We start from the raw sequence: 22146 nt of genomic DNA, 5'->3' as shown, positions 1-22146 counted from the left end.
AGCTTGCTCCCTCGCCACAAAGGTCGCGGCCTTAGCGACTGATCTTCAACCCCTTGCGCCCCGCATGCCGCTCCAGCGCCAGCTCGATCAAGCGGCTCACCAGCTCGCTGTAGCTCATCCCCGCCGCCTGCCACAGCTTGGGGTACATGCTGATACGGGTAAAACCGGGCAGTGAGTTGATTTCATTGATCAGTACTTCGCCGTCATCGGTGAGGAATACATCGACCCGCGCCAAACCGGCACAACCCAACACCTCAAACGCCTCAAGTGCCAGGCCGCGAATGCGCTCGCTGGCTGCATGACTGATAACCGCCGGTACCACCACCTGGGCCGCCTGGTCGTCGATGTATTTGCTGTCGTAGGAATAGAAACCGTTGCTCACCACGATCTCGCCGCACCCGCTGGCAACCGGGTTGTCGTTGCCCAGCACCGCGCATTCGATTTCGCGGCCTTGGACGGCGGACTCCACCAGCACTTTTTCATCGAAACCCAGGGCCAGCTCAACCGCGGCGTGGTACTCGGCCTCGCTGGCGACTTTACTCACGCCGACCGACGACCCCTGGTTGGCCGGCTTGACGAACATCGGCAGGCCGAGCCTGTTCACGGCGGTCTCAAAAGAGGTGTGCGCAGCGTTGCGGCGGGTCAGGGTGATAAACGGAGTAACGGCAATGCCGGCGTCGCGCAGCAGGCGTTTGCTGATGTCTTTGTCCATGCACACGGCCGAGCCGAGTACGTCGGAGCCGACGAAAGGCAAGTCCGCCATGCGCAGCAGGCCTTGCAGGCAGCCGTCTTCGCCGAGGGTGCCGTGGACGATGGGGAAGATCACGTCGATGTGTTCCAGCACGCCCTGGCCCGTGGTTTCCACCACTTGCTGGTTGGCTTTGCCGGGCACCACCGCCAGTTCGCGGTTGGATTGGTTGAGGGCAATGAGCGCCGGGTTTTCGCTGTTGAGCAGGAAGTTCGAGGTGTCGTTGAGGTGCCAGTGGCCGGCCTTGTCGATACCGATCAACACCGGTTCGAAGCGCGAACGGTCCAGCGCATCGACGATATTGCGCGCCGACTGCAACGAGACTTCATGTTCCGCCGAACGGCCCCCAAAAATAATCCCTACCCGCACCTTACTCATGACCCAGCCTCACTATTGAACGTAAGGCTTCTTACCACGGGCCGTCAGCGATTCGCTACCAGATGTGCGCCGAACAGCATGTAGCAGCCGCCGGCAAAGCGATCGAGCCACTTGCGCGAACGGCTGTACATGTTGGCCATGCGCTGGCTGGAAAAAAACAGGGCCACGCAGGAATACCAGCTGAACGACAAGGTGGCCATGGCGATCACCGCCAGGGTGAGCAACATCGGCGAGGGCGACGGCGGCATGGTGGAGGCGAAGATGGTGGCAACGAACAACGCAGCCTTGGGATTCGACAGGTTACCCAGTAAACCCAGGCGCCAGGCAAAGAACAACGAACGCGCAGGCTCATCCGGCAACAGGCGCTGCCCCATGGCCGGGGCCGAGCGTTTGAACAGCTTCAGCCCCAGGTAGATCAGGTAGCAACCGCCGATGATCTTGAACGCCAGGTACAATATCGGCGCAGCGGTAAACAGCGACTTGATCCCCAGGCCACCCGCCAGCCCCCACATGATGGTGCCAGTGGCCACGCCCGCCGACGCCACCACGCCATGACGACGCGAACAGCTCGCGGCCAGTTGCGCGGTATTGAAGAAGTTTGGGCCGGGTGTGACCACCGCCACGGCCCATAGCAGGGCCAGCGAAACCAGCGGTGCCACATAGGCTGGGTTGAAAATCTCCATGGCAGTCAGCTCCATCAGCACAATGCACGAGCCAGAATAATAGGCCTCGCCCAGCGCCCGCACAATCGTACAAGACCCTGGCAGACAAGGCCCTGCAGACTGGGTTAACGTGTTTCCACCTCTTTTTGTGACAAGTCACCATGGGCAACCCGACCCACACGCTCGACTGGCTGCACCGCGCCCCGCACGCCAGCGGCCTGGACCGTATCGAGGCGTACTTTGCCGGTTTCGCCTTCGACCCGCATCGCCATGACACCTACGCCATCGGGCGTACGCTGTTCGGCGTGCAGAGTTTTCACTACCGTGGCGGCACGACCCACAGCCTGCCGGGCACGACCATGGTGATTCATCCCGACGAAATCCATGACGGCCGTGCGGGCAGCGAGGAAGGCTTCAAGTACCGGATGATTTATGTGGAGCCGGCGCTGATCCAGCAGATCCTCGGCGGCAAGCCGTTGCCGTTTGTCCCCGGCGGTTTATCCACCGACCCAAGGCTGTTCCGCGCCAGCGAAGTACTGCTGCAGAGCCTGGATTGCCCGATCGATTCGTTGCAGGAGCAGGACGCCCTGTTCGACCTGGCCCAGGCGCTCAGCGCTGCCTCGGGAGCGATCGTGAGCCGCAAGCGCTTCGATTACCTGGCGGCCGAGCGTGCCCGGGAATTTATCCACAGCGCCCTGGGCCGCAGCATCACCCTGGATGAAATGGCCGACCACGCCGGCCGCGACCGCTGGGCCTTGTCGCGGGATTTTCGTGTGCTGTTCGGCACCAGTCCCTACCGATACCTGACCATGCGCCGGCTCGACCTGGTGCGCAGCCTGCTGGCCCAGGGTCATTCATTGGTGGATGCGGCAATGACCGCCGGCTTTAGCGACCAGAGCCATATGACCCGACAGTTTCGCAGCACGTACGGCATGCCGCCGTCACGCTGGGTGAAGATGCTCGGGCGCTGATAGTCCCAACGTAGATGTTCAGACACCTATGCCATCGCAGGCAAACCTGCGCCCACATGTCTGAGAGTACAGAGTGACTGCCCCACATTAACTGCCATGGTTGCGGCATAAGCCCATCACTTGATATTGCAGGGTAATGAGCTTGCCGCTGGAGTCTTCGTAAGTCATGCGCGAAGGCACCGCGTTACACGCGCGAATCGGCGGCGTCACGTTGACTACCTTGGCAATGTCCAACTCCATGCCATAGCGGTACGTCTGTACCACCGGCGCCGGCTTGCCCTGTTTCTCGGCGTACGCGGCCATGGCTTTTTCGTTGCGTTCCATCATCAGCGCGAAGGTACGATCCCCTCCGCCTTCGGCCATCGCGGCGAACGACAGGATGGCGGTTAATACGCCCAGGGCAACTTTATAAATGATCATGGTGAGTTCCTGATTGAAAGTTCAATACGGAGACTAACCCACCCATCCTTTCGCTATATTCACCACAAGATTACTTATTTGTCAGGTGGGCGAAAGTTTCCAACATTGTAATGTTCGCGCCATGTCGTTGTTATTCACCGTTTGCAACTATCAGTCCGGGCCAGATCAATAAGAACGCCCACTTCCATAAGAAGCTGACAACTGCCAACACTGAGGAGCGACCCCATGAGCATCCGAAGCCTGACCTTCCCTCTTTCATTGTGTGCGGCACTGCCGCTGTCCGCTGTGGCGGTGGAGGAGCGGCCTGACGGTTTTATCGAAGGCAGTGGCATGAATGTGCTGATGCGCAATTTTTATTTCAATCGCGATGACCGCAAGGGTCAGTCCAGCCCCACCGGCAATGGCTACTCAGAGGCATGGGCGCAGGGCCTGATCGGCACGTTCGAATCCGGCTTTACCCAAGGCCGCGTGGGGTTTGGCCTGGATGCCTTTGCCATGGTCGGGTTGAAGCTGGATTCGGGCAGCGGCCGCAGCGGTGGCAAAGGCTCGTTCAGCGTACTGCCGGTAGACAGCGACAACCATCCCGAAAGCCGCTACAGCAAAGTCGGCGGCGCCGTAAAAATGCGCGTGTTGGACACGGTGATCAAGGCCGGTGATGTGTTCCCGACCACACCGGTGGTTGCCTACGGCGACTCGCGGGTATTGCCGGAGAGTTTTCGCGGAGTGACCGCGCAGAACACCAGCCTGGCCGGGCTGACCCTGCAGGGCGGGCGCCTGAGTGGCATGAGCCAGCCCAGCCAAAGCGGCATGAACAAAGGGTTCGTGACGTTTTATGCCGGCCCGGTGGACGCGCCCTGGTTCGGTTATGCCGGTGGCGATTACCAGCTCAACCAGTACCTGAGCGTCAGCCTGTACGGCAGCCGTCTGAAGGACGCCTGGAACCAGTACTATTTCGGCAGCGCCGCCACCTACCCGCTGAACGAAGAGGTTTCGTTGTTCGGCGACTTCAACTATTACAACGTGTCGGATGACGGCAGGAAACTGCGTGGAGAGCTGAACAACAACATCTGGAGCGCAAGGCTCGGGGTGAAGCTCGGCGCCCACAGCCTGGCCGTGTCGCACCAGCGCAACAACGGCGATAACGACTTCGATTACCTGCGCCAGTCAGACTCGATCCGGCTCAACAACTCGATCCAGTACAGCGACTTCAACGCCCCCAAGGAACGCTCGTGGATGCTGCGCTACGATCTGGACATGCAAGCCTTCGGCATTCCCGGCCTGTCGTTCATGACCCGCTACGGCAAAGGCAGCGGAGCCGACTACAGCAACGCGAACGCGGTGTATATGCGCCGCGATGCGGCCGGTAACCCGCTGACCGATCAACGTCGCTGGGAACGAGATATCGAAGCCAAGTACGTGGTGCAAAGTGGCAACTTGAAAGATCTTTCGCTCAGGTTGCGCCAAGCCAGCGTGCGTTCAAGTGCATTTGAGTCAGACCTGGAAGAAGTTCGCGTCATTATCGAATACCCATTGGCTGTGCTCTAAGTCGTGCGCTTACATTCATTTGCCAATGCGCTACATCTCTTCACAGGTTGAAGTCTTTCAGAACTGTAATATCCGCTTCACCTTCTTGTTAAGTTGCACTTTCTAGACTGCTCAATCTACACACTTCATCTCTGCGGCTTTTGTGTAGCTCCTTTGGAACAGAGATGAGCTTTATGCGCCCCGTTATCGGGGCGTTTTTTTGGGCGCTGGCCTGGCGACGAATCGTCGCACCTTTCCTACATGGCTTGACCCTAAAGCTACTTGAGGCTTCAGGGTTTTCCGACAGCATCGCCGGACACTTCTATGAGGCCATGCCCCTTTCGTTTGATTTGAAGGTAAACCCCATGCGTATCCTTGTGGTTGAGGACGAGCGAAAAACTGCCGACTATGTGCAACAAGGCCTATCCGAAAGCGGTTACGTCGTCGACTGTGCCGCCAGTGGCGTCGACGGTCTGCACCTGGCCAGGCAACACCGTTATGAACTGGTGATACTCGACGTGAACCTGCCCAACACCGACGGCTGGGAGGTGCTGGAGCAGTTGCGCCGAGAAGGTGATCAGCGCGTGATGATGCTGACCGCACGCGGCCGTCTGGCCGACAAGATCAAGGGCCTGGACATGGGCGCCGATGATTATCTGGTCAAGCCCTTCGAATTCCCCGAGTTGCTCGCTCGCGTGCGCACCTTACTGCGCCGCAGCGAACATATCCCGTTGCCGGAGGTGCTGCGCGTCGCGGACCTGGAACTGGACCCGCGCCGCCATCGCGCCTATCGCGGCAACCGGCGTATCGACCTGACCACCAAGGAATTCGCCCTGCTACACGTATTGATGCGCCAGACCGGCGAAGTGATGACGCGCACCCAGATCATTTCCCTGGTGTGGGACATGAACTTCGACTGCGACACCAACGTGGTGGAGGTCTCTATCAGCCGCCTGCGGGCCAAGGTCGATGACCAGAGCGAGGTCAAGTTGATCCACACCATTCGCGGCGTGGGTTATGTGTTGGAAGCGCGCCAATGAAGACCAGCAGCCTGTCGATGCGCCTGGGCTTGACGGTCAGCCTGATGGGCGCCGGGCTGGTGCTGCTGCTGGCCACCCTGGCGTACCTGGCCCTGACCCACGAGCTGGAGAATCTGGCGCGCAAGGGCCTGGAGAACAAACTGCAACAGTTGGAGCACAGCCTGCGCCAGGACCTCACGCCCCTCGACATCGCCGCCCGCCCCCATTCGCTGCTGGACCTGGTGATGGGCCACGACAATATTTACCTGACCATCACCGGCATCCAGCCCGACGCACCGGTGCTGCTCAGCGTCGGCGCCAAACCGCAGCAGCCGTTGTTGCGCGACGCCCCCGCCAGCACAACCCTGACGTATCTGAATTGGACGGACAGCAGCGGCAATCGCATCCTCAGCGCCACGCACCTGATGCCCTTGCGCGGCGGCGAGCCGGTGCGAGTGTTGCTGTCGCTGGACCGCTCCGACGATGACGCATTGCTGAGCGCCTACCTGCGCTCCACGATCATCGCCGTGCCGTTGCTGCTGATCCTGATCGGCATCGGCGCCTGGTGGCTGGTACAACGTGGCTTGGCGCCGTTGAAACAGTTCAGCCAGGTGGCGGCGCAAGTGACCACCCAAGACCTGACCCATCGCTTGTCCGTGGATAACCTGCCCAAGGAACTGGCCGAGTTGGCCCAGGCTTTCAATGTGATGCTCAAGCGCCTGGATGCGGGGGTGCAACAGCTGTCGCAGTTCTCCGATGACCTGGCCCACGAACTGCGTGCGCCATTGACCAACCTGATGGGCAAGGCCCAGGTGACCTTGTCTCGCGAACGCCCCTTGGAGCAATACAAGGCCGGGCTGGAATCCTGCACCGAGGAAATGGAACGCTTGTCGCGCATCGTTTGCGACATGCTGTTCCTGGCCCAGGTCAGCCATCCGGCGGCGCGGGCCGGGTTCACTGCGGTGTCGCTGGGTGAAGAAGCACAGCGGGTGATGGCGCTGTTTGCCCTGAGTGCCGAGGACAAGCAGGTGACCCTCAAGCTGCGCGGCGACGCCTGGGTGAAGGGTGATCGCCTGATGATCCAGCGCGCCATTTCCAACCTGCTGTCCAACGCGATTCGTCATACCCCCAGTGGCGCCAGCGTGTTGCTGCTGGTGGAAACCTACAACCAGAACGTCACGCTGTCGGTGGGCAACCCCGGCCGAGGCATTGAAGCGCAGCACCTGCCGCACCTGTTCGAACGGTTTTACCGCGCCGACAGCAGCCGTACACGCGCCGAAGGCGGCACCGGGCTGGGGCTGGCCATCGTCCAGTCGATCATGCACCTGCACCAGGGGCACGCCGACGTCAACAGCCAGCCCGGACGCTTCACACGGTTCAACCTGGTGTTTCCCCGGAACCTGTAAACAGCGCAGGTCCAAGCCCCCTCCCACAGGGTTTTGCGGCGTGTTCAGAGGTCAGGCCGCCTCCTCTTCACGACGATGCGCCCACTGGTACAACGCCGGCAGCACCAGCAAGGTCAACAGCGTCGAGGAAATAATCCCGCCAATCACCACCGTCGCCAGTGGCCGCTGCACTTCGGCACCGGTGCCGGTGGCCAGGGCCATGGGGATAAAACCCAGGGACGCCACCAACGCTGTCATCAACACCGGGCGCAATCGGGTCAGCGCGCCTTCGTTGGTCGCCAACGCCAGCGAGCGTCCTTCCTCGCGCAGGTTGCGGATGAACGCAATCATCACCAGGCCGTTGAGCACCGCCACGCCGGACAAGGCAATAAAGCCCACCCCCGCCGAGATCGACAGCGGGATATCCCGCAGCCACAGGGCCATGATCCCACCGGTCAACGCGAACGGAATCCCGGTGAACACCAGCAGGCCGTCCTTGAGATTATTGAACATCATGAACAGCAACCCAAACACCAGCAGCAGCGCCACCGGCACCACGATGCGCAAACGTTCGGAGGCCTCCTTGAGCTGTTCGAACTGGCCGCCCCAGGTGGTCCAGTAACCGGCCGGCACCTTCACTTGGGCGTTGATCGCCGCTTCGGCTTGCGCCACAAACGAGCCGATATCACGTCCGCGCACGTTGGCGCTGACAATCACCAGGCGCTTGCCGTTCTCACGGCTGATCTGATTGGGGCCGAGCACCAGGTCCAGGCTGGCGACCTGGGACAAGGCGATAAAGCCCAACCGCCCGGACGCACTCCCGGCCAGCGCCGGCACCGGAATCAACAGCCGCGACAACCCGTCGACATCGGTGCGCAGCGCGTCGGACAAACGTACGACCATATCGAAACGCCGATCACCTTCGTACAACGTACCGGCCCGCCGACCACCGACGGCCACGGCAATGGTGTCCTGTACATCGCCGATATTCAGGCCAAAGCGAGCCGCCTTGTCGCGGTCGATATTGATCGTCAGCACCGGCAGGCCGGAGGTCTGTTCCACCTTCACTTCCGAGGCGCCATTGAGCGTTTGCAGCGTCTCGGCGATTTCCCCGGCGGTGCTGTTGAGCACCGACATATCATCACCAAACACCTTCACCGCCACATCGCTGCGCACCCCGGAAATCAGCTCGTTGAAGCGCAACTGAATCGGTTGCGACAGTTCATACGCGCTGCCCGGCATGATCGCACTGGCACGCTGGATATCGGCGATCAGCGCTTCGCGGGATTTTTTCGGATCAGGCCATTGGTCCTTGGGTTTGAGCATCACGTAGCTGTCGGAAATATTCGGCGGCATCGGATCGGAGGCAATCTCCGCCGTACCGGTACGCGCAAACACACGCTCGATTTCCGGCACCTGGGCCAGCAGGTTTTTTTCCAGCTGCTGCTGCATCTGCACCGACTGCGTGAGGCTGGTGCCGGGTACGCGCAGGGCTTGCTGGGCAAAGTCACCTTCGCTGAGGCTGGGGATGAATTCACTGCCCATGCGGCTGGCCACCACGCCCGACGCGACGATGGTCAATATGGCCAGGCCGAACACCAGCGGCCGGCGGATCATCACCCAATCCAGCACCGGGCCGTACACGCGACGCGCGCCACGCATCACCGCGTTTTCTTCCTCCTTGACCTTGCCGGTCACAAACAACGCAATGGCCGCAGGCACGAAGGTCACTGAGAGAATCATCGCCCCCAGCAAGGCGATCACCACCGTGAACGCCATGGGGTGGAACATTTTCCCGGCCACCCCGGTGAGCGCAAAGATCGGCAAATAAACGACCATGATGATCAGTTGCCCGAAGATCAGCGCACGCCGTGCTTCCTTGGCGGCGGCGAACACTTCATGCAGGCGTTCGCTGCGACTGAGCAGGCGACCATGGCGTCGTTGCGCGTGGGCCAGGCGGCGGATCGCGTTCTCGACGATCACCACCGCACCGTCGACGATAATGCCGAAATCCAGTGCGCCGAGGCTCATCAGGTTGGCGCTGACCTTGTTGGTGAACATGCCGGTAAAGGTGAACAGCATCGCCAGGGGAATCACCATCGCAGTGATCAACGCCGCACGGATATTGCCCAGGAACAGAAACAGAATCGCCACCACCAGCAGCGCACCTTCGAAGAGGTTCTTCTTCACGGTGGCGATGGCTTTTTCCACCAGGTGGGTGCGGTCGTAAACGGTGACGGCCACCACACCTTCCGGCAGCGAACGGTTGATGGCTTCGAGTTTTTCCGCCACCGCCCGGGACACCGTGCGGCTGTTTTCGCCGATCAACATGAACACCGTACCCAGCACCACCTCACGCCCGTTTTCGGTGGCGGCGCCGCTGCGCAGTTCACGACCGATCTCGACCTGCGCCACATTGCGCACACGGATCGACGTGCCATCGGCAGAGGTGATGACAATATTGGCAATGTCGTCGATGGACGCCACCTGGCCCGGTGCGCGAATCAGCAGTTGCTCGCCGCTGCGCTCGATATAGCCGGCGCCGACGTTGGCATTGTTGCGCTCCAGTGCCGTGACCAGATCGGTCAACGTCAGGTTGTAGGCCGCCAGGCGCTTGGGGTCCGGGGCGATCTGGTATTCCTTGGCGAAGCCGCCGATCGTATTGATCTCGGCCACGCCCGGCACGTTGCGCAGTTGCGGCTTGATGATCCAGTCCTGGATCACCCGCAGGTCCGTCGGCGTATAGGCCGTGCCGTCTTCCTTGCGCGCGCCGTCCGTGGCTTCCACGGTCCACAGGAAAATCTCCCCGAGGCCGGTGGAGATCGGTCCCATGGCCGTTTCGATGCCGGGGGGCAATTGCTCGCGGGCTACTTGCAGGCGTTCGTTGACCAGTTGGCGGGCGAAGAACAGGTCGGTGCCGTCTTTGAATATCACCGTGACCTGGGAAAGACCCGAGCGTGACAGCGAACGCGTCTGCTGCAGGCCCGGCAAGCCGGCCATCGCGGTCTCGATGGGAAAAGTAATGCGCTGCTCGGTTTCCAGCGGCGAAAAACCGGGCGCGGCCGAATTGATCTGTACCTGCACATTGGTGATATCAGGCACCGCGTCGATGGGCAATTTCTGATAGCTGGCGATACCGACACCGGCCATCAACAGCACCGCCAGCAGCACGACGATGCGTTGCTCGATGGCGAATTGGATAAGGCGCTCAAACATGGGAAAACACTCGCAGGATCAATGGGCGTGCTCGGCCGAGCCTTTGCCCAACTCAGACTTGAGGATGAAGCTGCCAACCGTCGCCACCTGTTCGCCAGCGTCCAGGCCCTGGCGCACTTCGACATAGCCGTTTTCACTGACGCCCAGTTCAAGATGACGGGTGATAAAACCCGCTGGGGTGCGCACGAACACCGAGGGTTTGTCCTCGACAGTCTGGATAGCGGCCTGCGGCACGGTGACCTTCGCTTGCGTGGTGTCGGTAGCCAATTGCACGCTGACAAACAGCCCTGGACGCCAGACAGCGTGCGGGTTGGGCACGCTGACGCGCACGGTGGCGGTGCGCGCCTGCTCGCCGAGCAAACTGCCGACATAGGCCACAGTGCCGCGTACCTCGGTGCCCATTTCCGTGGAGCTGACAGTCACCGGTTTGCCGACGCGAACCTGGTTCAGGTCCTTGGGAAACACGCCGAACGTGACCCACACCTGGGACAGATCCGAGAGGGTCAAGGCATTGCTGGTTTCACTCACCACTTCGCCGACGCCCAGGTGTTTTTCCACCACCACACCGGCGAAGGGCGCACGCAGCTCATAGCGATTTCCGCCCACCCGCACGCGGCTGCCGCTGAGGGCGGCGATCTTTTGGCGGGCATTGTTCAGGGCGATTTCGGCTTCTTGCAGGGCCTGGCGCGCCAGCAGGTAATCCTGCTCGGCGGAAATTCCGTCCTGCCACAACTGACGCTCGCGCTGGAAGGTGGTACGCGCCAGTTCAAGCCGCCGCTCGCTGGCGACCAGTTCACTGCGCTGATCGGAAATCTGCTGGCTGGCGATCACTGCCAACAGCTGACCTTTTTCCACTGATTGACCGAGGTTGACCGTCACCGCCTCCACGACACCGGTCGCACGCGGCACGATATGCGAGGTGCGGTCCTCGTCGAAACGCACCTCGCCCGGCAGTGTCAGCAGCGTATTGATCGGCCGCGGTCGGGCCTGATCCAGTTGTATGCCGGCGGCCTCGATTTGCTGCGCGGTGAGTTCGATTGCACGCTCGTCTTCGTCGGCGTGTGCAACGCTCGAAAGCAGCAGGCCCAGGACGACGCAACCATCACGCCGTGTTTGTTGTGCATGTAGATCTCCCGAAAATCAAAAAAGGGTGAGGTCGCCGTAAATTCGTTCGAGGCGCAACCAGGCGTCAGTGGCCTGGGCGGTGGCGGCCAGGTATTGGGTGCGCGCGGCGATCAGCGTGCGTTGGGCGTCGAGCACATCGAGGAAGTTGAACTTGCCCATCTCGAAGCCACGGCTGGCGGCGTCCACCGCGCGTTGAGCGGCGGGAAGGATCTGCTGGTTGAAGGCGCGCACTTCGCTCTCGGCGGTTTGCCACAGGTCCAGGGCCTGGCGGGTTTCGGTGCGCAGACGCAGTTCGGTGGCGTTGCGCAGGTCACGGGCCTGGTCCGCACGGCGCGTGGCAGCAAGCACATTGCCCTGGTTGCGGTTGAACAGCGGGATCGGCAGGGATACGCCGACCAGGTTCACCCGCTCGCGCACGCTGGCGTCGTATTGGCTGCCGATGGACACGTCTACATCAGGAATACGTTGGGCTTTTTCCAGGCCCACATTGGCTTCGCTTTGCATGATCTGCAGCTCGGCCAGGCGCAGTTCAGCGGTTTGTTCAAGGCGCGCGAGCAATTGCGCCGCGGACGGCAACGCCGGTGTGGATTGGCTTGGCGGGGCAACGGACTCGAAGTCGGTGGCGGCGTTACCGGTGCTGGCCGCCACGCGCCGATAAGCGTCGGTGAGGTCGATGCGCGCGCGGTTGACTTCCAGGCGAATTTCCGCCACCTGCACCTGCGCGCGGGTGGCTTCCACCGGGGATGACTTGCCGGCGGCGACGCGGCTGTCAGCGATCACCAGGCCGCGTTCGGCCAGGGCCAGGGAGCGTTGTGCGAGGTCGAGGCGTTCCTGGGCGCGAAGGGCGAGGTAATAGCTGTCGATCACATCGGCGCGCAACGTGTTGCGACGCTGTTGCAGGGCCAATGCGGCGGCGTCCTGGGCGCGGGTGGCCACGTCGACGCGCGCGCCGCGTTTGCCGCCCAGTTCCAGGGTCTGGCTGAGGGTGACGGTGGTGGTGCGGCTGTTGCGCCGGGTGTCTTCGGCCTGCCAGGAGGCGACCGGGTTGGGGATCAGCCCGGCCTGTTGGCGATCACCGGCGGCGATGTCGATTTCCCATTGCGCGGCGGCCAGGTCCGGGTTGTTGGCGAAAGCGGTTTGCAGGGCGGCATCGAGCGTCAGGGGTTGCGCCTGGGCAGCGCCGATGACCGCCCACAGCAGCGTCGCCCCTATGAGTTTTTTAACGAAAATTGCCATAACGAGAGTTCCACGACCATAAAGTCCAAGCCCGGAAAAGGTAGCGGTCGCGACTTATCAGGGCGGTGGAGCAACGATTACAAAGTCGACAGCAAGGGCTCTGTGTCAGGCGTTATCAGGTATGCTTTTCAACCAAGAAACATAAAGAAACAATTTCCCTAACCTGTTCGATGAGGAGTCCCATCTTGGAGTTATCGACTGTCGCGTGGATGGTTCACGACACCCGCTTGATGTTCTGCGTACTGTTGGCCATCGCCAGCATCATCGTGCTGATCAGTGCGACCAAGTTGCCGCCGTTCCTGTCGATCCTGATCGGCACCTTTATCGCCGGGGTCGGCGCCGGGCTGCCGCCGGAGGAAGTGGCCAAGGCCTTCAGCAAAGGCGCCGGGGCGATCCTGGGTGAAGCCGGGATCATCATCGCCCTGGGCGCGATGCTCGGCGCGCTGATGGCCGAGTCTGGCGCAGCCGACCGCATCGCCACGACCCTGCTGGGGTTGGGCAAGGGCAAGTCATTACCGTGGGTGATGGCGCTGGTGGCGATGGTGATCGGTTTGCCGCTGTTTTTTGAAGTGGGCCTGGTGATGATGGTGCCGATCATCTTCGTGATGGCCAAACGTTCGAACCAGCCGTTGCTGAAAATCGCCATCCCGGCGCTGGCGGGCATGACCACCCTGCACGCCTTGATGCCGCCGCATCCGGGGCCGCTGATCGCGGTGGGCGCATTGCACGCCGACCTGGGCCTGACCATGTTGCTGGGCTTTTGCCTGGCGGTGCCGGCGGTGATACTTGCCGGCCCGATCTATGGCAATTGGCTGTCCAAGCGCCTGCTAGTGGATGAACCGGCGGACATTGGCGCACTGTTCTGCGCCCCGCCCAAGGCCCCGCGCCAGCCAAGCTTTGGCGTGTCGTTGCTGATCATTCTGTTGCCGGTGATCTTGATGCTGGGCAGCACCTTGGCCAAAGTCGCGCTGCCGGCGGAAAATCCCGTCGGCCTGACCTTGAAGTTCCTCGGCGAACCGCTGATCGCCCTCGGCCTGGCGGTAATCGCCGCCGTGATCTGCCTGGGCTGGGCCGCCGGCATGCCGCGCGCCGACGTCGGCAACACCCTGCGCAAGGCCCTCGCGCCCATCGCCGTGCTGCTGCTGACCATCGGCGCCGGCGGCGGTCTCAAGCAAACCCTGCTTGACGCCGGCGTGAGCCAGACCATCAGCAAAGTCGCCGAAGGCGCACACATGCCGTACCTGCTGCTGGCCTGGCTGATCGCCGTTGCACTGCGCCAGGCCACCGGCTCGGCGACCGTCGCGACCACCACTACGGCCGGTATCCTCGCACCGATGATGGCTGGATTGGCGGCCACCCAAAGCTCACTGGTGGCGCTGGCAATTGGCGCAGGCTCGGTGTTCTTCTGCCACGTCAACGACGCCGGGTTCTGGATGGTGCGCGAGTACTTTGGCTTGCAGTTGAAACAGACGATCTGGGTGTGGTCGGTGTTGCAGACGATTGTGTCGGTGGTCGGGTTGGTGGGGACGTTGGTGCTTTGGCATTTTCTGACTTGACTACGCCTAGGCAGCCAACGCGTGGCGCTTGCCAAACAGCGCCACACTCCCCACGCCCACCGCCCCCATCACCACGCAATACCCCACGCAAATCCACGGGCTGGTGGGCATCAGCGCGATCAGCATCAGCGGCGTGGTGCTTGCCCACAGCGCGTAGGCAATGTTGTAGGTGAAGGAGATCCCCGACACCCTGACCTGCGCCGGAAACAGACCGACCATCACCGACGGCACCGCGCCCACCACCCCGCAACTCAAGCCCGCCACGGCGTAGGCCGCGCCCAACCAGACGCCGCCGCTGATCAGGCTGGCGTACAGGATAAACACCCCCACCGGCAGCAACAGGCTGTAGACCAGTACCGCGCGCCAGGCACCGATGCGGTCCACCAGCAGGCCGGCGAGCACGCAGCCGATGTTCAGGAACACGATGCCCAGGGCGCTCAAGGCGAAGGTGCGGCTGGGGCTCATGCCGAAGGTTTTTTGCATCATGGTCGGGGTGATGACGACGAGGACCACCACGGCAGAGGTGAGCACGCAGGTGAGAATCATCGCCGGCAACAACACCGCGCGGTGGTCGCGCAGTACGGTGCGCAGCGGCAGCTCAGCGGCTGCCTGGCGGCGCGCCTGCATTTCGAGGAACACCGGGGTTTCGCTGAGCCAGCGGCGCAGCCACACGCCGATCACGCCGAACACACCGCCGAGCAGGAAGGGAAAACGCCAGGCGTAGTCGAGGATTTCGGCGGGGGTGAAGATTTGCGCCAGGCATGTTGCCGTCAGTGCGCCGAGCAGGTAGCCAAATGTCAGGCCGGCTTGCAGGAACCCCAAGGCATAACCCCGATGATGGCGTGGTGCGTGCTCGGCCACGAAGGTCCAGGCGCTGGGCACTTCGCCGCCCACCGCGGCGCCTTGCAGCACGCGCAGCGCCAGCAGGATCAGCGGTGCGAAATAGCCGATTTGCGCGTAGGTCGGCATGATTCCGATCAGCAGGCAGGGCAACGCCATCATCAGGATGCTGAGGCTGAACACGCGCTTGCGTCCCAGGTGATCGGCAAAGTGCGCCATCAGGATGCCGCCCAACGGGCGCGCCAGGTAGCCGGTGACGAAGATGCCGAAGCTTTGCAGCAGGCGCAGCCACTCGGGCATTTCGGGCGGGAAGAACAGTTGGCTGAGGGTCAGCGCGAAAAACACGAAAATAATGAAGTCGTAGATTTCCAGGGCCCCGCCCAGGGCGGCCAGGCCCAGGGTTTTGTAGTCGGAGCGAGAGAAACGCTGCGCCTGCGGGGAAAAGGTGGCAGTCATGGCAAGGCTCGGCAGACAAACAAAAATGGCGTGCAGGTTATGAGCTGAGCCGGGTGATGGCAATCGCGGCAGATATATTTGTTTTCCTCATGGATCGATGAAGATAACTGCATTCCCATATCAATTGACGTGGAGGAACATGCGCGAAAACTGCCGCCATCCTAATAATTACAAGAGGTATATCTCGTGGCCGACGCTATCGAAGAAAGCCGCTATGCCCGTTTTGCCCTGCGCTGCTCCAATTTCGCCGAGCGCTGGTTCCCTGACTCCTGGGTATTCGCCGCGCTTGCGGTGATCATCGTCGCCGTGGCGACCCTGGGCATGGGCGCCGCACCGACCGACGCCGCCAAGCGTTTGGCGATGGGTTCTGGAGCCTGATCCCGTTCACCATGCAGATGGCCTTTGTGGTGATCGGTGGATACGTGGTCGCCAGCTCGCCGCCGGCAGTGAAGCTGATTGACCGCCTGGCGCGCATCCCGAAAAACGGCCGCTCCGCCGTGGCATGGGTGGCGTTGATTTCCATGGTCGCCTCACTGCTCAACTGGGGCCTGTCCCTGGTGTTCGGCGGCTTGCTGGTACGCGCGCTGGCCCGCCGTACCGATTTGCGCATGGACTACCGCGCGGCCGGTGCCGCGGCTTATCTGGGCCTCGGTGCCGTGTGGGCGCTGGGCTTGTCGTCGTCGGCCGCGCAGTTGCAGGCCAACCCGGGCAGTTTGCCGCCGTCGATCTTGTCGATCACCGGGATGATCCCCTTCACCGAGACCATCTTCCTGTGGCAATCCGGCGTACTGCTGCTGGCGTTGATCGTGGTGTCGCTGATCATCGCCTATGCCACCGCGCCCGGCCCGAACAGCGCACGAGACGCCAAGGCTTGCGGTGTCGACCCGGCCTTCAACCTGCCCAAGCCACAAGCGCCGAGCCGCCCCGGCGAATGGCTGGAACACAGCCCGCTGCTGACGATTTTGCTGGCGCTGCTGGCGGCCGGTTGGCTGTTCCATGAGTTCTCGACCAAGCCGGCAATCAGCGCGATTTCGGGGCTCAATACCTATAATTTCCTGTTCATCATGGTCGGCGCACTGCTGCACTGGCGTCCGCGCAGCTTCCTCGATGCCGTGGCCCGTGCGGTGCCGACCACCACCGGTGTGCTGATCCAGTTCCCACTGTACGGCTCGATCGCCGCACTGATGACCGTGGTCAAGGGCGGCGACGGCCAGACCCTGGCGCACCATATCTCGACCTTCTTCACCTCCATCGCATCACACGACACCTACGCGCTGCTGATGGGCGTGTACTCGGCGGTGCTGGGCTTCTTTATCCCGTCGGGCGGCGGCAAGTGGATCATCGAAGCGCCATACGTGATGCAAGTGGCCAATGATCTGCAATACCACCTGGGCTGGTCGGTACAGATCTACAACGCCGCCGAAGCGCTGCCGAATTTGATCAACCCTTTCTATATGCTGCCGCTGCTGGGCGTGCTGGGGCTGAAAGCGCGGGACTTGATCGGATTTTCGTTTGTGCAGTTGCTGGTGCACACGCCGTTGGTGCTGTTTTTGTTGTGGGCGCTGGGGACGACGTTGAAGTATTTGCCGCCGGTGATGCCTTAGAAGCAGCGAAAAGCTTCAAGTTGTCAGCTTCAAGCTTGCCGCTTGAAGCTTGGGACTTGAGGCTGCCTTAATTCCGTCACATTGCATTGCTACCGTCCTGCGAAATATCTTGCAACAACTCGCCAAGGACTCTCCGCAATGAGTGATGAGCACGAAGACCGCCCTTCCTCCGATTCCGCCATCCAACCGGCGGTAGACACCAGCCGTCGACGCTTCCTCGGAGGCGCGGCGGTGCTGGGGGTTGGCGCGACCTTGAGTGCCTGCGGCAATACCAGCGAAACACCGGGCAAACCGGTGACGCGGCCGCTGACCCCACAAGAATTGGACAAAGCCCTGCGCGACCAGGTGAAAACCGTGGTGGTGATCTATGCCGAGAACCGCAGTTTCAATAATTTATTTGCTGACTTCCCAGGCGTTGAGAAACCACTGTCGGCCCTTAAGGCCAACGATTACCAGCAACGCGACCGCGATGGCAGCGTCTTGTCCACCCTGCCCCCGTCCTGGGGCGGCGTACTGCAGGTCGGCCCGCAAACGGTGGACGGGGTCACGTACCCCAGCGAAGTGCAATTTCAGGACAACCTGCCCAACGCGCCCTATGCCCTCAAAGGCCCGAATGGTGAAGACCTGCCCTTGAGCCTGGTCACCCGCGACCTATGGCACGTGTTTTACCAGAACCAGATGCAGATCAACGGCGGCAAGAACGACGGTTTTGTCGCCTGGGCCGATTCCGGCGGCCTGGTGATGGGCCATTACGCCCAGAGCCGTTACGCCCTGCGCCTGTGGGACGTGGCCAAGGAATTTGTGCTCTGCGATAACTTCTTCCAGGGTGCGTTCGGCGGCTCGTTCCTGAACCATCAATACCTGATCAGCGCCACCGCACCGGTCTACCCGAATGCCGCGCAATCGGTGGCCAAGGCGCAGATCGCCACGCTGCAAAGCGACGACCCGACCGACACGCGCCTCAAGCCTCTGGAAAAATCCCCGGCCAGCGCCATGGCCGGCCCGCCGCAGTTCGGCCCCAGCGCGTTGACCCCGGACGGTTACGCCGTGAATACCCTGGCCCCGCCGTACTGGCCGACCTGGATTCGCGACCCGGAAAAACCGGACTACGCCAAGGCGACCTGCCCAACGTGCTGGTGCCGCAAACCCACGAGCACATCGGCGACAAGCTGTCGAAAAAGAACGTGGACTGGGCCTGGTACGCGGGCGCCTGGCAGGCGACGCTGGATCAATTCAAGGACTCGGGCGGCATCCCGAAAATCCCGAATTTCCAGTACCACCATCAGCCGTTCAACTATTTCAAGCAACAGGGGCCCGAGAACCGCGCCGAGCGTAACAAGCGCCTGCGCGACGCCGGCCTGGGCGATGAGTCCAGCACCAACAAATTCTTTGCCGACGCACAGGCGGGCAAGCTGCCGGCCGTGACCTTCTACAAACCCCAGGGCAACCTGAACATGCACGCCGGTTACGCCGACGTGGCCTCGGGCGACCGCCATATCGCGCGCGCCTTGAAAGTGCTGCAGGAAAGCCCACAGTGGAAAAACATGGTGGTGGTGGTGACGGTCGATGAAAACGGCGGCTGGTGGGACCACGTAGCGCCGCCCAAAGGCGACCGCTGGGGCCCAGGCACACGGGTTCCGGCGCTGGTGGTGTCGCCGTTCGCGCGAAAAGGCACGGTGGACCATACGGTGTACGACACTGCGTCGATCCTGCGTTTGATCACCCGGGTATTCGGGCTGGAGCCCCTGGATGGCCTCAAGCAGCGCGATGATGCCATGACTGCACGCGGACAGAAGCCCATGGGCGATTTGACTAATGCGCTGCTGTTTAACCTATAGGACGCTTATCCAATAGCGACATGCCCGGCGATTTAGCACGCGGTTTTCCTGGTCAACCGCTACTGTGTGGGAGTGGGCCTTCAACCCGCGCAGACGGGCTTTCGCTGACAAGGAATCAATTATGTTCAAACCGACCAGGCTGTCCCTAGCCCTGGCCGCACTGATGGCCAGTGCGGTCGTACAGGCGGACGTCGAAGTACCCCTGGGCAGCACGCAACGCGTCACCCAGTTGTTCGCTTATCCCAATAATTGCAACGTGATCTGTTTTCGGCCCTGGACGCTGGAGCAGACCGCCGAGCACTACCTGAACCAGAGTGTGCAGCGCGACGGCTACAGCCGAGCCAAGGTCAGCGTCAAGGTCCATGAGGGACAGGTAACGGCCACCTTCAGCGGCGTGCCCGACAATTATGGCCAGCCCCTGACGATGCTGCTCGATACCGCCGACCTCGCCTACCAGGGCGCCAGCAAACTCAACAGCGATGGCAAATGGGCCTATAACTGGTACCTGTTCCTGCCGTTGGGCATGGCCCTGGAAAATCGCAAGAGTATTGAGTTGCTGCACTTCCCACCGGACTACTCGCTGACCCAGGCCCAGGATTATCTGGAATCCAAAACCACCGACCGCTGGGCCGCGTTGCTCACCGACAACGGCGTACCGATGGCCGAGACAGCGGCCTACCAGACCATCATCGATATCGCTCCCATCGCGGCGCCGTCCAACGCGGGCAAAGACCTGGAGGGTGTCTACAGCTATTTCACCGATTACCAGACGCGCATGGTCAAGGAACTGAGCCTGCGCCCCACCGGCTCGTTGCCGATGGTGGCGTTCGGCGCGCCGGTGCGCAACTGGATCAAACAGCAATACGGGCAAACCGTAGGCGTACTGGGCCTGGCGCAGATCAGCCCGGAAACCGGCAGAAGCGTTTCGGTATTGGGCTCTAACCATCCCAGCTATATCTGGTATGCCGCCGACCCCGCGACCTATGAAGGCAACGAGCAAAAGGCCGACGATGCCGGCTTGAAGGTGATGGGCCAGGATTTGAGCGCCGCTTGCTGGCAGGCGGGAATGGGCCAGAAGCCGGCGAGCGACCCGAATGTACTGCTCAAGGCCTGCATGAACACCTGGCAAGTCACGCGCAAGGAGCAGACCTGCGAGTTGTTCTACACCTCGGTGCGCGAGCTGAGCCCGGAGCAGGCGAATGCCAAATGCGCTACGCCAGCGATCAAAACTCAGTTGAAACAGCTGAAGAACGCAGCGCCAACCCCCACAATCACGGTTCCAGCGCTATAAGCCGCACAAAAAACGATCGACTTCTACTGTCATATTTGACAGTAGAAATCGGATCCAAGTTAAGCGAGTCTTGAGCTGAGTCCATCCGCTGCAAGACTGGAAGTCAAGCACCACTCGCAGGTCGATGCAGCCTAACCAAGGAGAGTTATGAAGACTCGCCCCCTGGATAAGGCCAATACCGCTGTCAGTGACTGTCTTTACCCCTTCAAGACGCTGTTGATTGAACACGGCTACCCGTCGACCGAGTTATTTCGGGTCGTGCCGACCGCGGCTGACAAGGAGGGTGGCATCAAGGCTCGCCGAGCCCTGGACGGGCGTATACGCATCGCCAAAGTCTCCGGCTATGCCGTGGGCGAACGCCGTCTGCACACGCTGCAGCTATCGCCACGCATCCACTTGTACGATTGTTGGTTCTGCGGCCGGTTGCAGCATTCCTGCAACCCGAATGTATTCTTCGACACCACCTACCTGGAGCTTTGGACCCTGGTGCCCATCGCCGCCGGCGCCCTGCTGACCCTGGACTACGCCAGCACCGAGGACGCCCTGTTCCGGCAGTTCGCCTGCCAATGCGGCGAGCTGAACTGCCGGGGCTGGATCACCGGCAGCCAGGAGCCGTTGAACGCCGAGGGGCAGGCGTTCATGGCTCAGTGGCGGATGCGCAAACGGCCTTAGGCTTCGCCCAACGGGCGCAGGCGATATTGCGGCGGCAATTGCTCGAAGCCACTGATGGTCGTGTTCAAGCTCTTCCAGCGACCATCCTTGATGCCGTAGATGCAGCCATGGATCGACAGGCTCTGCCCACGGTGCCAGGCGTTTTGCACAATGCTGGTATGACCGACGTTGGCCACCTGCTGAATCACGTTCAGCTCGCACATGCGGTCCACGCGCTCCTCTTCGGTTGGCAACTGAGCCAGCACGTCGCGGTTTTCGTAGTAGAGGTCACGGATGGTACGCAGCCAGCCGTCGATCAGGCCGAACTGGCGGTCCTGCATCGAGGCCCGCACGCCGCCGCAGCCGTAGTGGCCGGTCACGAGGATGTGTTTGACCTTGAGTACATCGACCGCGTACTGGATCACCGACAGGCAGTTGAGGTCGGTGTGCAGCACGACGTTGGCGACGTTGCGGTGTACGAACAGATCACCCGGCAGCATGCCGACGATCTCGTTGGCCGGTACGCGGGCATCGGAGCAGCCAATCCACAGGTATTCCGGGGTTTGCTGGCGGGCGAGCTTGGCGAAGAATTCGGGATCTTCCTGTTTGATCGCATCCGCCCAGCGTTCGTTGTTATCAAGCAGGTCTTGTAGTTCGTTCATCAGGAAAGCCTCAGGAATGATGCGCAGGTGTGTGACTGACGACCCGTCGTCCGGGTCACGCCGAACGCCAATCAGCTTGAATCTTTGGGTAGCTGTGCCTGTCCACACACTATATGCCCCACAGTATGAGGATTGGCCATGACTGAATCACGACGTCCCTACGGCGCTACCCAGCCCGAACCGATTGATGACAATGAAGACCGCATGGGTGAGATGCGTGAGCTGGATTTTGACGAGCAGGACCAGACAGCGGAAATCGGCGACGAACTGCCGCGCCGCGAACGCGACCATCTGATGCCCGGCGAACGGGTACGCGAGGCTGGGCTGACCGGGGCGTCGACGGATGACCATGAGTCGACCGATGACGATATGAGCCCGGAAACGCTGATCCATGAGGACGGTGCGCGGGATGCGCGGGAGGAAGGTGAAGATAACGCGGCGGACTATGACTTGAGCGTCGTTGGTGAAGATGACATCGGCGGCGGAAACGGATTGGATGAGGCCGAGCTGGCCGATCTGGACCCGCTCAACGGCAAGCGCTGATTGAAATGTGGGAGGGCTTGC

General features: G+C 61.7%; 15 protein-coding genes and 3 pseudogenes. 10 read left to right on the top strand and 8 right to left on the bottom strand.

What is annotated here, in order from left to right:
• Window positions 1-31: 31 nt before the first annotated feature.
• Both ddlA and JWR98_RS26615 read right to left on the bottom strand, forming a co-directional pair.
• The gene (gene ddlA / locus JWR98_RS26620; protein ID WP_205491649.1) at window positions 32-1126 is read right to left on the bottom strand and encodes a D-alanine--D-alanine ligase; all 1095 of its coding nucleotides are present in this window, start codon (window positions 1124-1126) and stop codon (window positions 32-34) included.
• Between the two features lie 44 nt (window positions 1127-1170).
• Window positions 1171-1809: a LysE family transporter gene (locus JWR98_RS26615; RefSeq protein WP_205491647.1), complete on the bottom strand. Its 639-nt coding sequence runs from the start codon at window positions 1807-1809 to the stop codon at window positions 1171-1173.
• A gap of 140 nt (window positions 1810-1949) precedes the next feature.
• Between JWR98_RS26615 and JWR98_RS26610 the strand changes: the two genes are divergently transcribed.
• A complete protein-coding gene (locus JWR98_RS26610; RefSeq protein ID WP_078731440.1) occupies window positions 1950-2759 on the top strand; it encodes an AraC family transcriptional regulator in 810 nt (269 codons plus the stop codon).
• A gap of 87 nt (window positions 2760-2846) precedes the next feature.
• Here the strand turns inward: JWR98_RS26610 and JWR98_RS26605 are convergent, their stop codons facing one another.
• Window positions 2847-3179: a DUF2790 domain-containing protein gene (locus JWR98_RS26605; RefSeq protein ID WP_078731439.1), complete on the bottom strand. Its 333-nt coding sequence runs from the start codon at window positions 3177-3179 to the stop codon at window positions 2847-2849.
• Window positions 3180-3404: 225 nt separating this feature from the next.
• Here JWR98_RS26605 and JWR98_RS26600 point away from each other — a divergent pair, with 225 nt between their 5' ends.
• From JWR98_RS26600 to JWR98_RS26590, 3 genes are all read left to right on the top strand, one after another.
• Window positions 3405-4724, top strand: coding sequence for an OprD family porin (locus JWR98_RS26600; RefSeq protein WP_078731438.1), 1320 nt, complete (start codon window positions 3405-3407; stop codon window positions 4722-4724).
• A 344-nt stretch (window positions 4725-5068) separates the two neighbouring features.
• Window positions 5069-5743 carry a heavy metal response regulator transcription factor gene (locus tag JWR98_RS26595; protein WP_205491645.1) on the top strand — a complete coding sequence of 225 codons (675 nt, stop codon included), beginning with the start codon at window positions 5069-5071 and terminating at the stop codon, window positions 5741-5743.
• Window positions 5740-7128 carry a heavy metal sensor histidine kinase gene (locus tag JWR98_RS26590; protein WP_078731436.1) on the top strand — a complete coding sequence of 463 codons (1389 nt, stop codon included), beginning with the start codon at window positions 5740-5742 and terminating at the stop codon, window positions 7126-7128. The genes JWR98_RS26595 and JWR98_RS26590 overlap by 4 nt, the downstream gene beginning before the upstream one ends.
• A 51-nt stretch (window positions 7129-7179) precedes the next feature.
• On the opposite strand, the gene JWR98_RS26585 is transcribed toward JWR98_RS26590, so the two are convergent.
• The 3 genes and pseudogenes from JWR98_RS26585 to JWR98_RS26575 all read right to left on the bottom strand — a co-directional run bounded on the left by JWR98_RS26585 (window position 7180) and on the right by JWR98_RS26575 (window position 12684).
• On the bottom strand, window positions 7180-10323 hold the full coding sequence (locus JWR98_RS26585) for a CusA/CzcA family heavy metal efflux RND transporter (protein WP_205491643.1): 3144 nt from the start codon (window positions 10321-10323) through the stop codon (window positions 7180-7182).
• Window positions 10324-10341: 18 nt separating this feature from the next.
• A pseudogene (locus JWR98_RS26580) lies at window positions 10342-11447 on the bottom strand (efflux RND transporter periplasmic adaptor subunit).
• Window positions 11448-11463: 16 nt separating this feature from the next.
• Window positions 11464-12684 (bottom strand): TolC family protein, encoded by a 1221-nt coding sequence (locus JWR98_RS26575; protein ID WP_205491641.1) that lies wholly within the window; start codon window positions 12682-12684, stop codon window positions 11464-11466.
• Window positions 12685-12869: 185 nt separating this feature from the next.
• On the opposite strand from JWR98_RS26575, the gene JWR98_RS26570 reads away from it, so the two are divergent.
• Complete coding sequence (locus JWR98_RS26570) at window positions 12870-14240, top strand: GntT/GntP/DsdX family permease (RefSeq protein WP_205491639.1); 1371 nt, start codon at window positions 12870-12872, stop codon at window positions 14238-14240.
• Window positions 14241-14246: 6 nt separating this feature from the next.
• Here JWR98_RS26570 and JWR98_RS26565 read toward each other — a convergent pair whose 3' ends face one another.
• Window positions 14247-15536, bottom strand: a complete 1290-nt coding sequence (locus JWR98_RS26565) for an MFS transporter (protein WP_003171548.1) — start codon at window positions 15534-15536, stop codon at window positions 14247-14249.
• A gap of 186 nt (window positions 15537-15722) precedes the next feature.
• Between JWR98_RS26565 and JWR98_RS26560 the strand changes: the two are divergent.
• From JWR98_RS26560 to JWR98_RS26545, 4 genes and pseudogenes are all read left to right on the top strand, one after another.
• Window positions 15723-17140, top strand: a pseudogene (locus JWR98_RS26560) (short-chain fatty acid transporter).
• A gap of 138 nt (window positions 17141-17278) precedes the next feature.
• Window positions 17279-18978, top strand: a pseudogene (locus JWR98_RS26555) (acid phosphatase).
• 121 nt (window positions 18979-19099) lie between these two features.
• Window positions 19100-20269, top strand: a complete 1170-nt coding sequence (locus tag JWR98_RS26550; protein WP_003171545.1) for a hypothetical protein — start codon at window positions 19100-19102, stop codon at window positions 20267-20269.
• 147 nt (window positions 20270-20416) lie between these two features.
• Entirely contained in the window at window positions 20417-20941 is a 525-nt protein-coding gene (locus tag JWR98_RS26545) for an SET domain-containing protein (protein WP_205491637.1), read from the top strand.
• Here JWR98_RS26545 and can read toward each other — a convergent pair.
• Window positions 20938-21582 (bottom strand): carbonate dehydratase, encoded by a 645-nt coding sequence (gene can, locus JWR98_RS26540; protein WP_003188288.1) that lies wholly within the window; start codon window positions 21580-21582, stop codon window positions 20938-20940. The genes JWR98_RS26545 and can overlap by 4 nt on opposite strands.
• Window positions 21583-21720: 138 nt before the next feature.
• Here can and JWR98_RS26535 point away from each other — a divergent pair, with 138 nt between their 5' ends.
• Entirely contained in the window at window positions 21721-22125 is a 405-nt protein-coding gene (locus tag JWR98_RS26535) for a hypothetical protein (RefSeq protein ID WP_003171542.1), read from the top strand.
• Window positions 22126-22146 lie beyond the last annotated feature (21 nt).

It is taken from the genome of Pseudomonas lactucae, assembly GCF_016937615.1.
GTDB lineage: Bacteria > Pseudomonadota > Gammaproteobacteria > Pseudomonadales > Pseudomonadaceae > Aquipseudomonas > Aquipseudomonas lactucae.
Note: the sequence above shows the minus strand (reverse complement) of the source record. Positions and strands in the feature narration are given on the sequence as shown.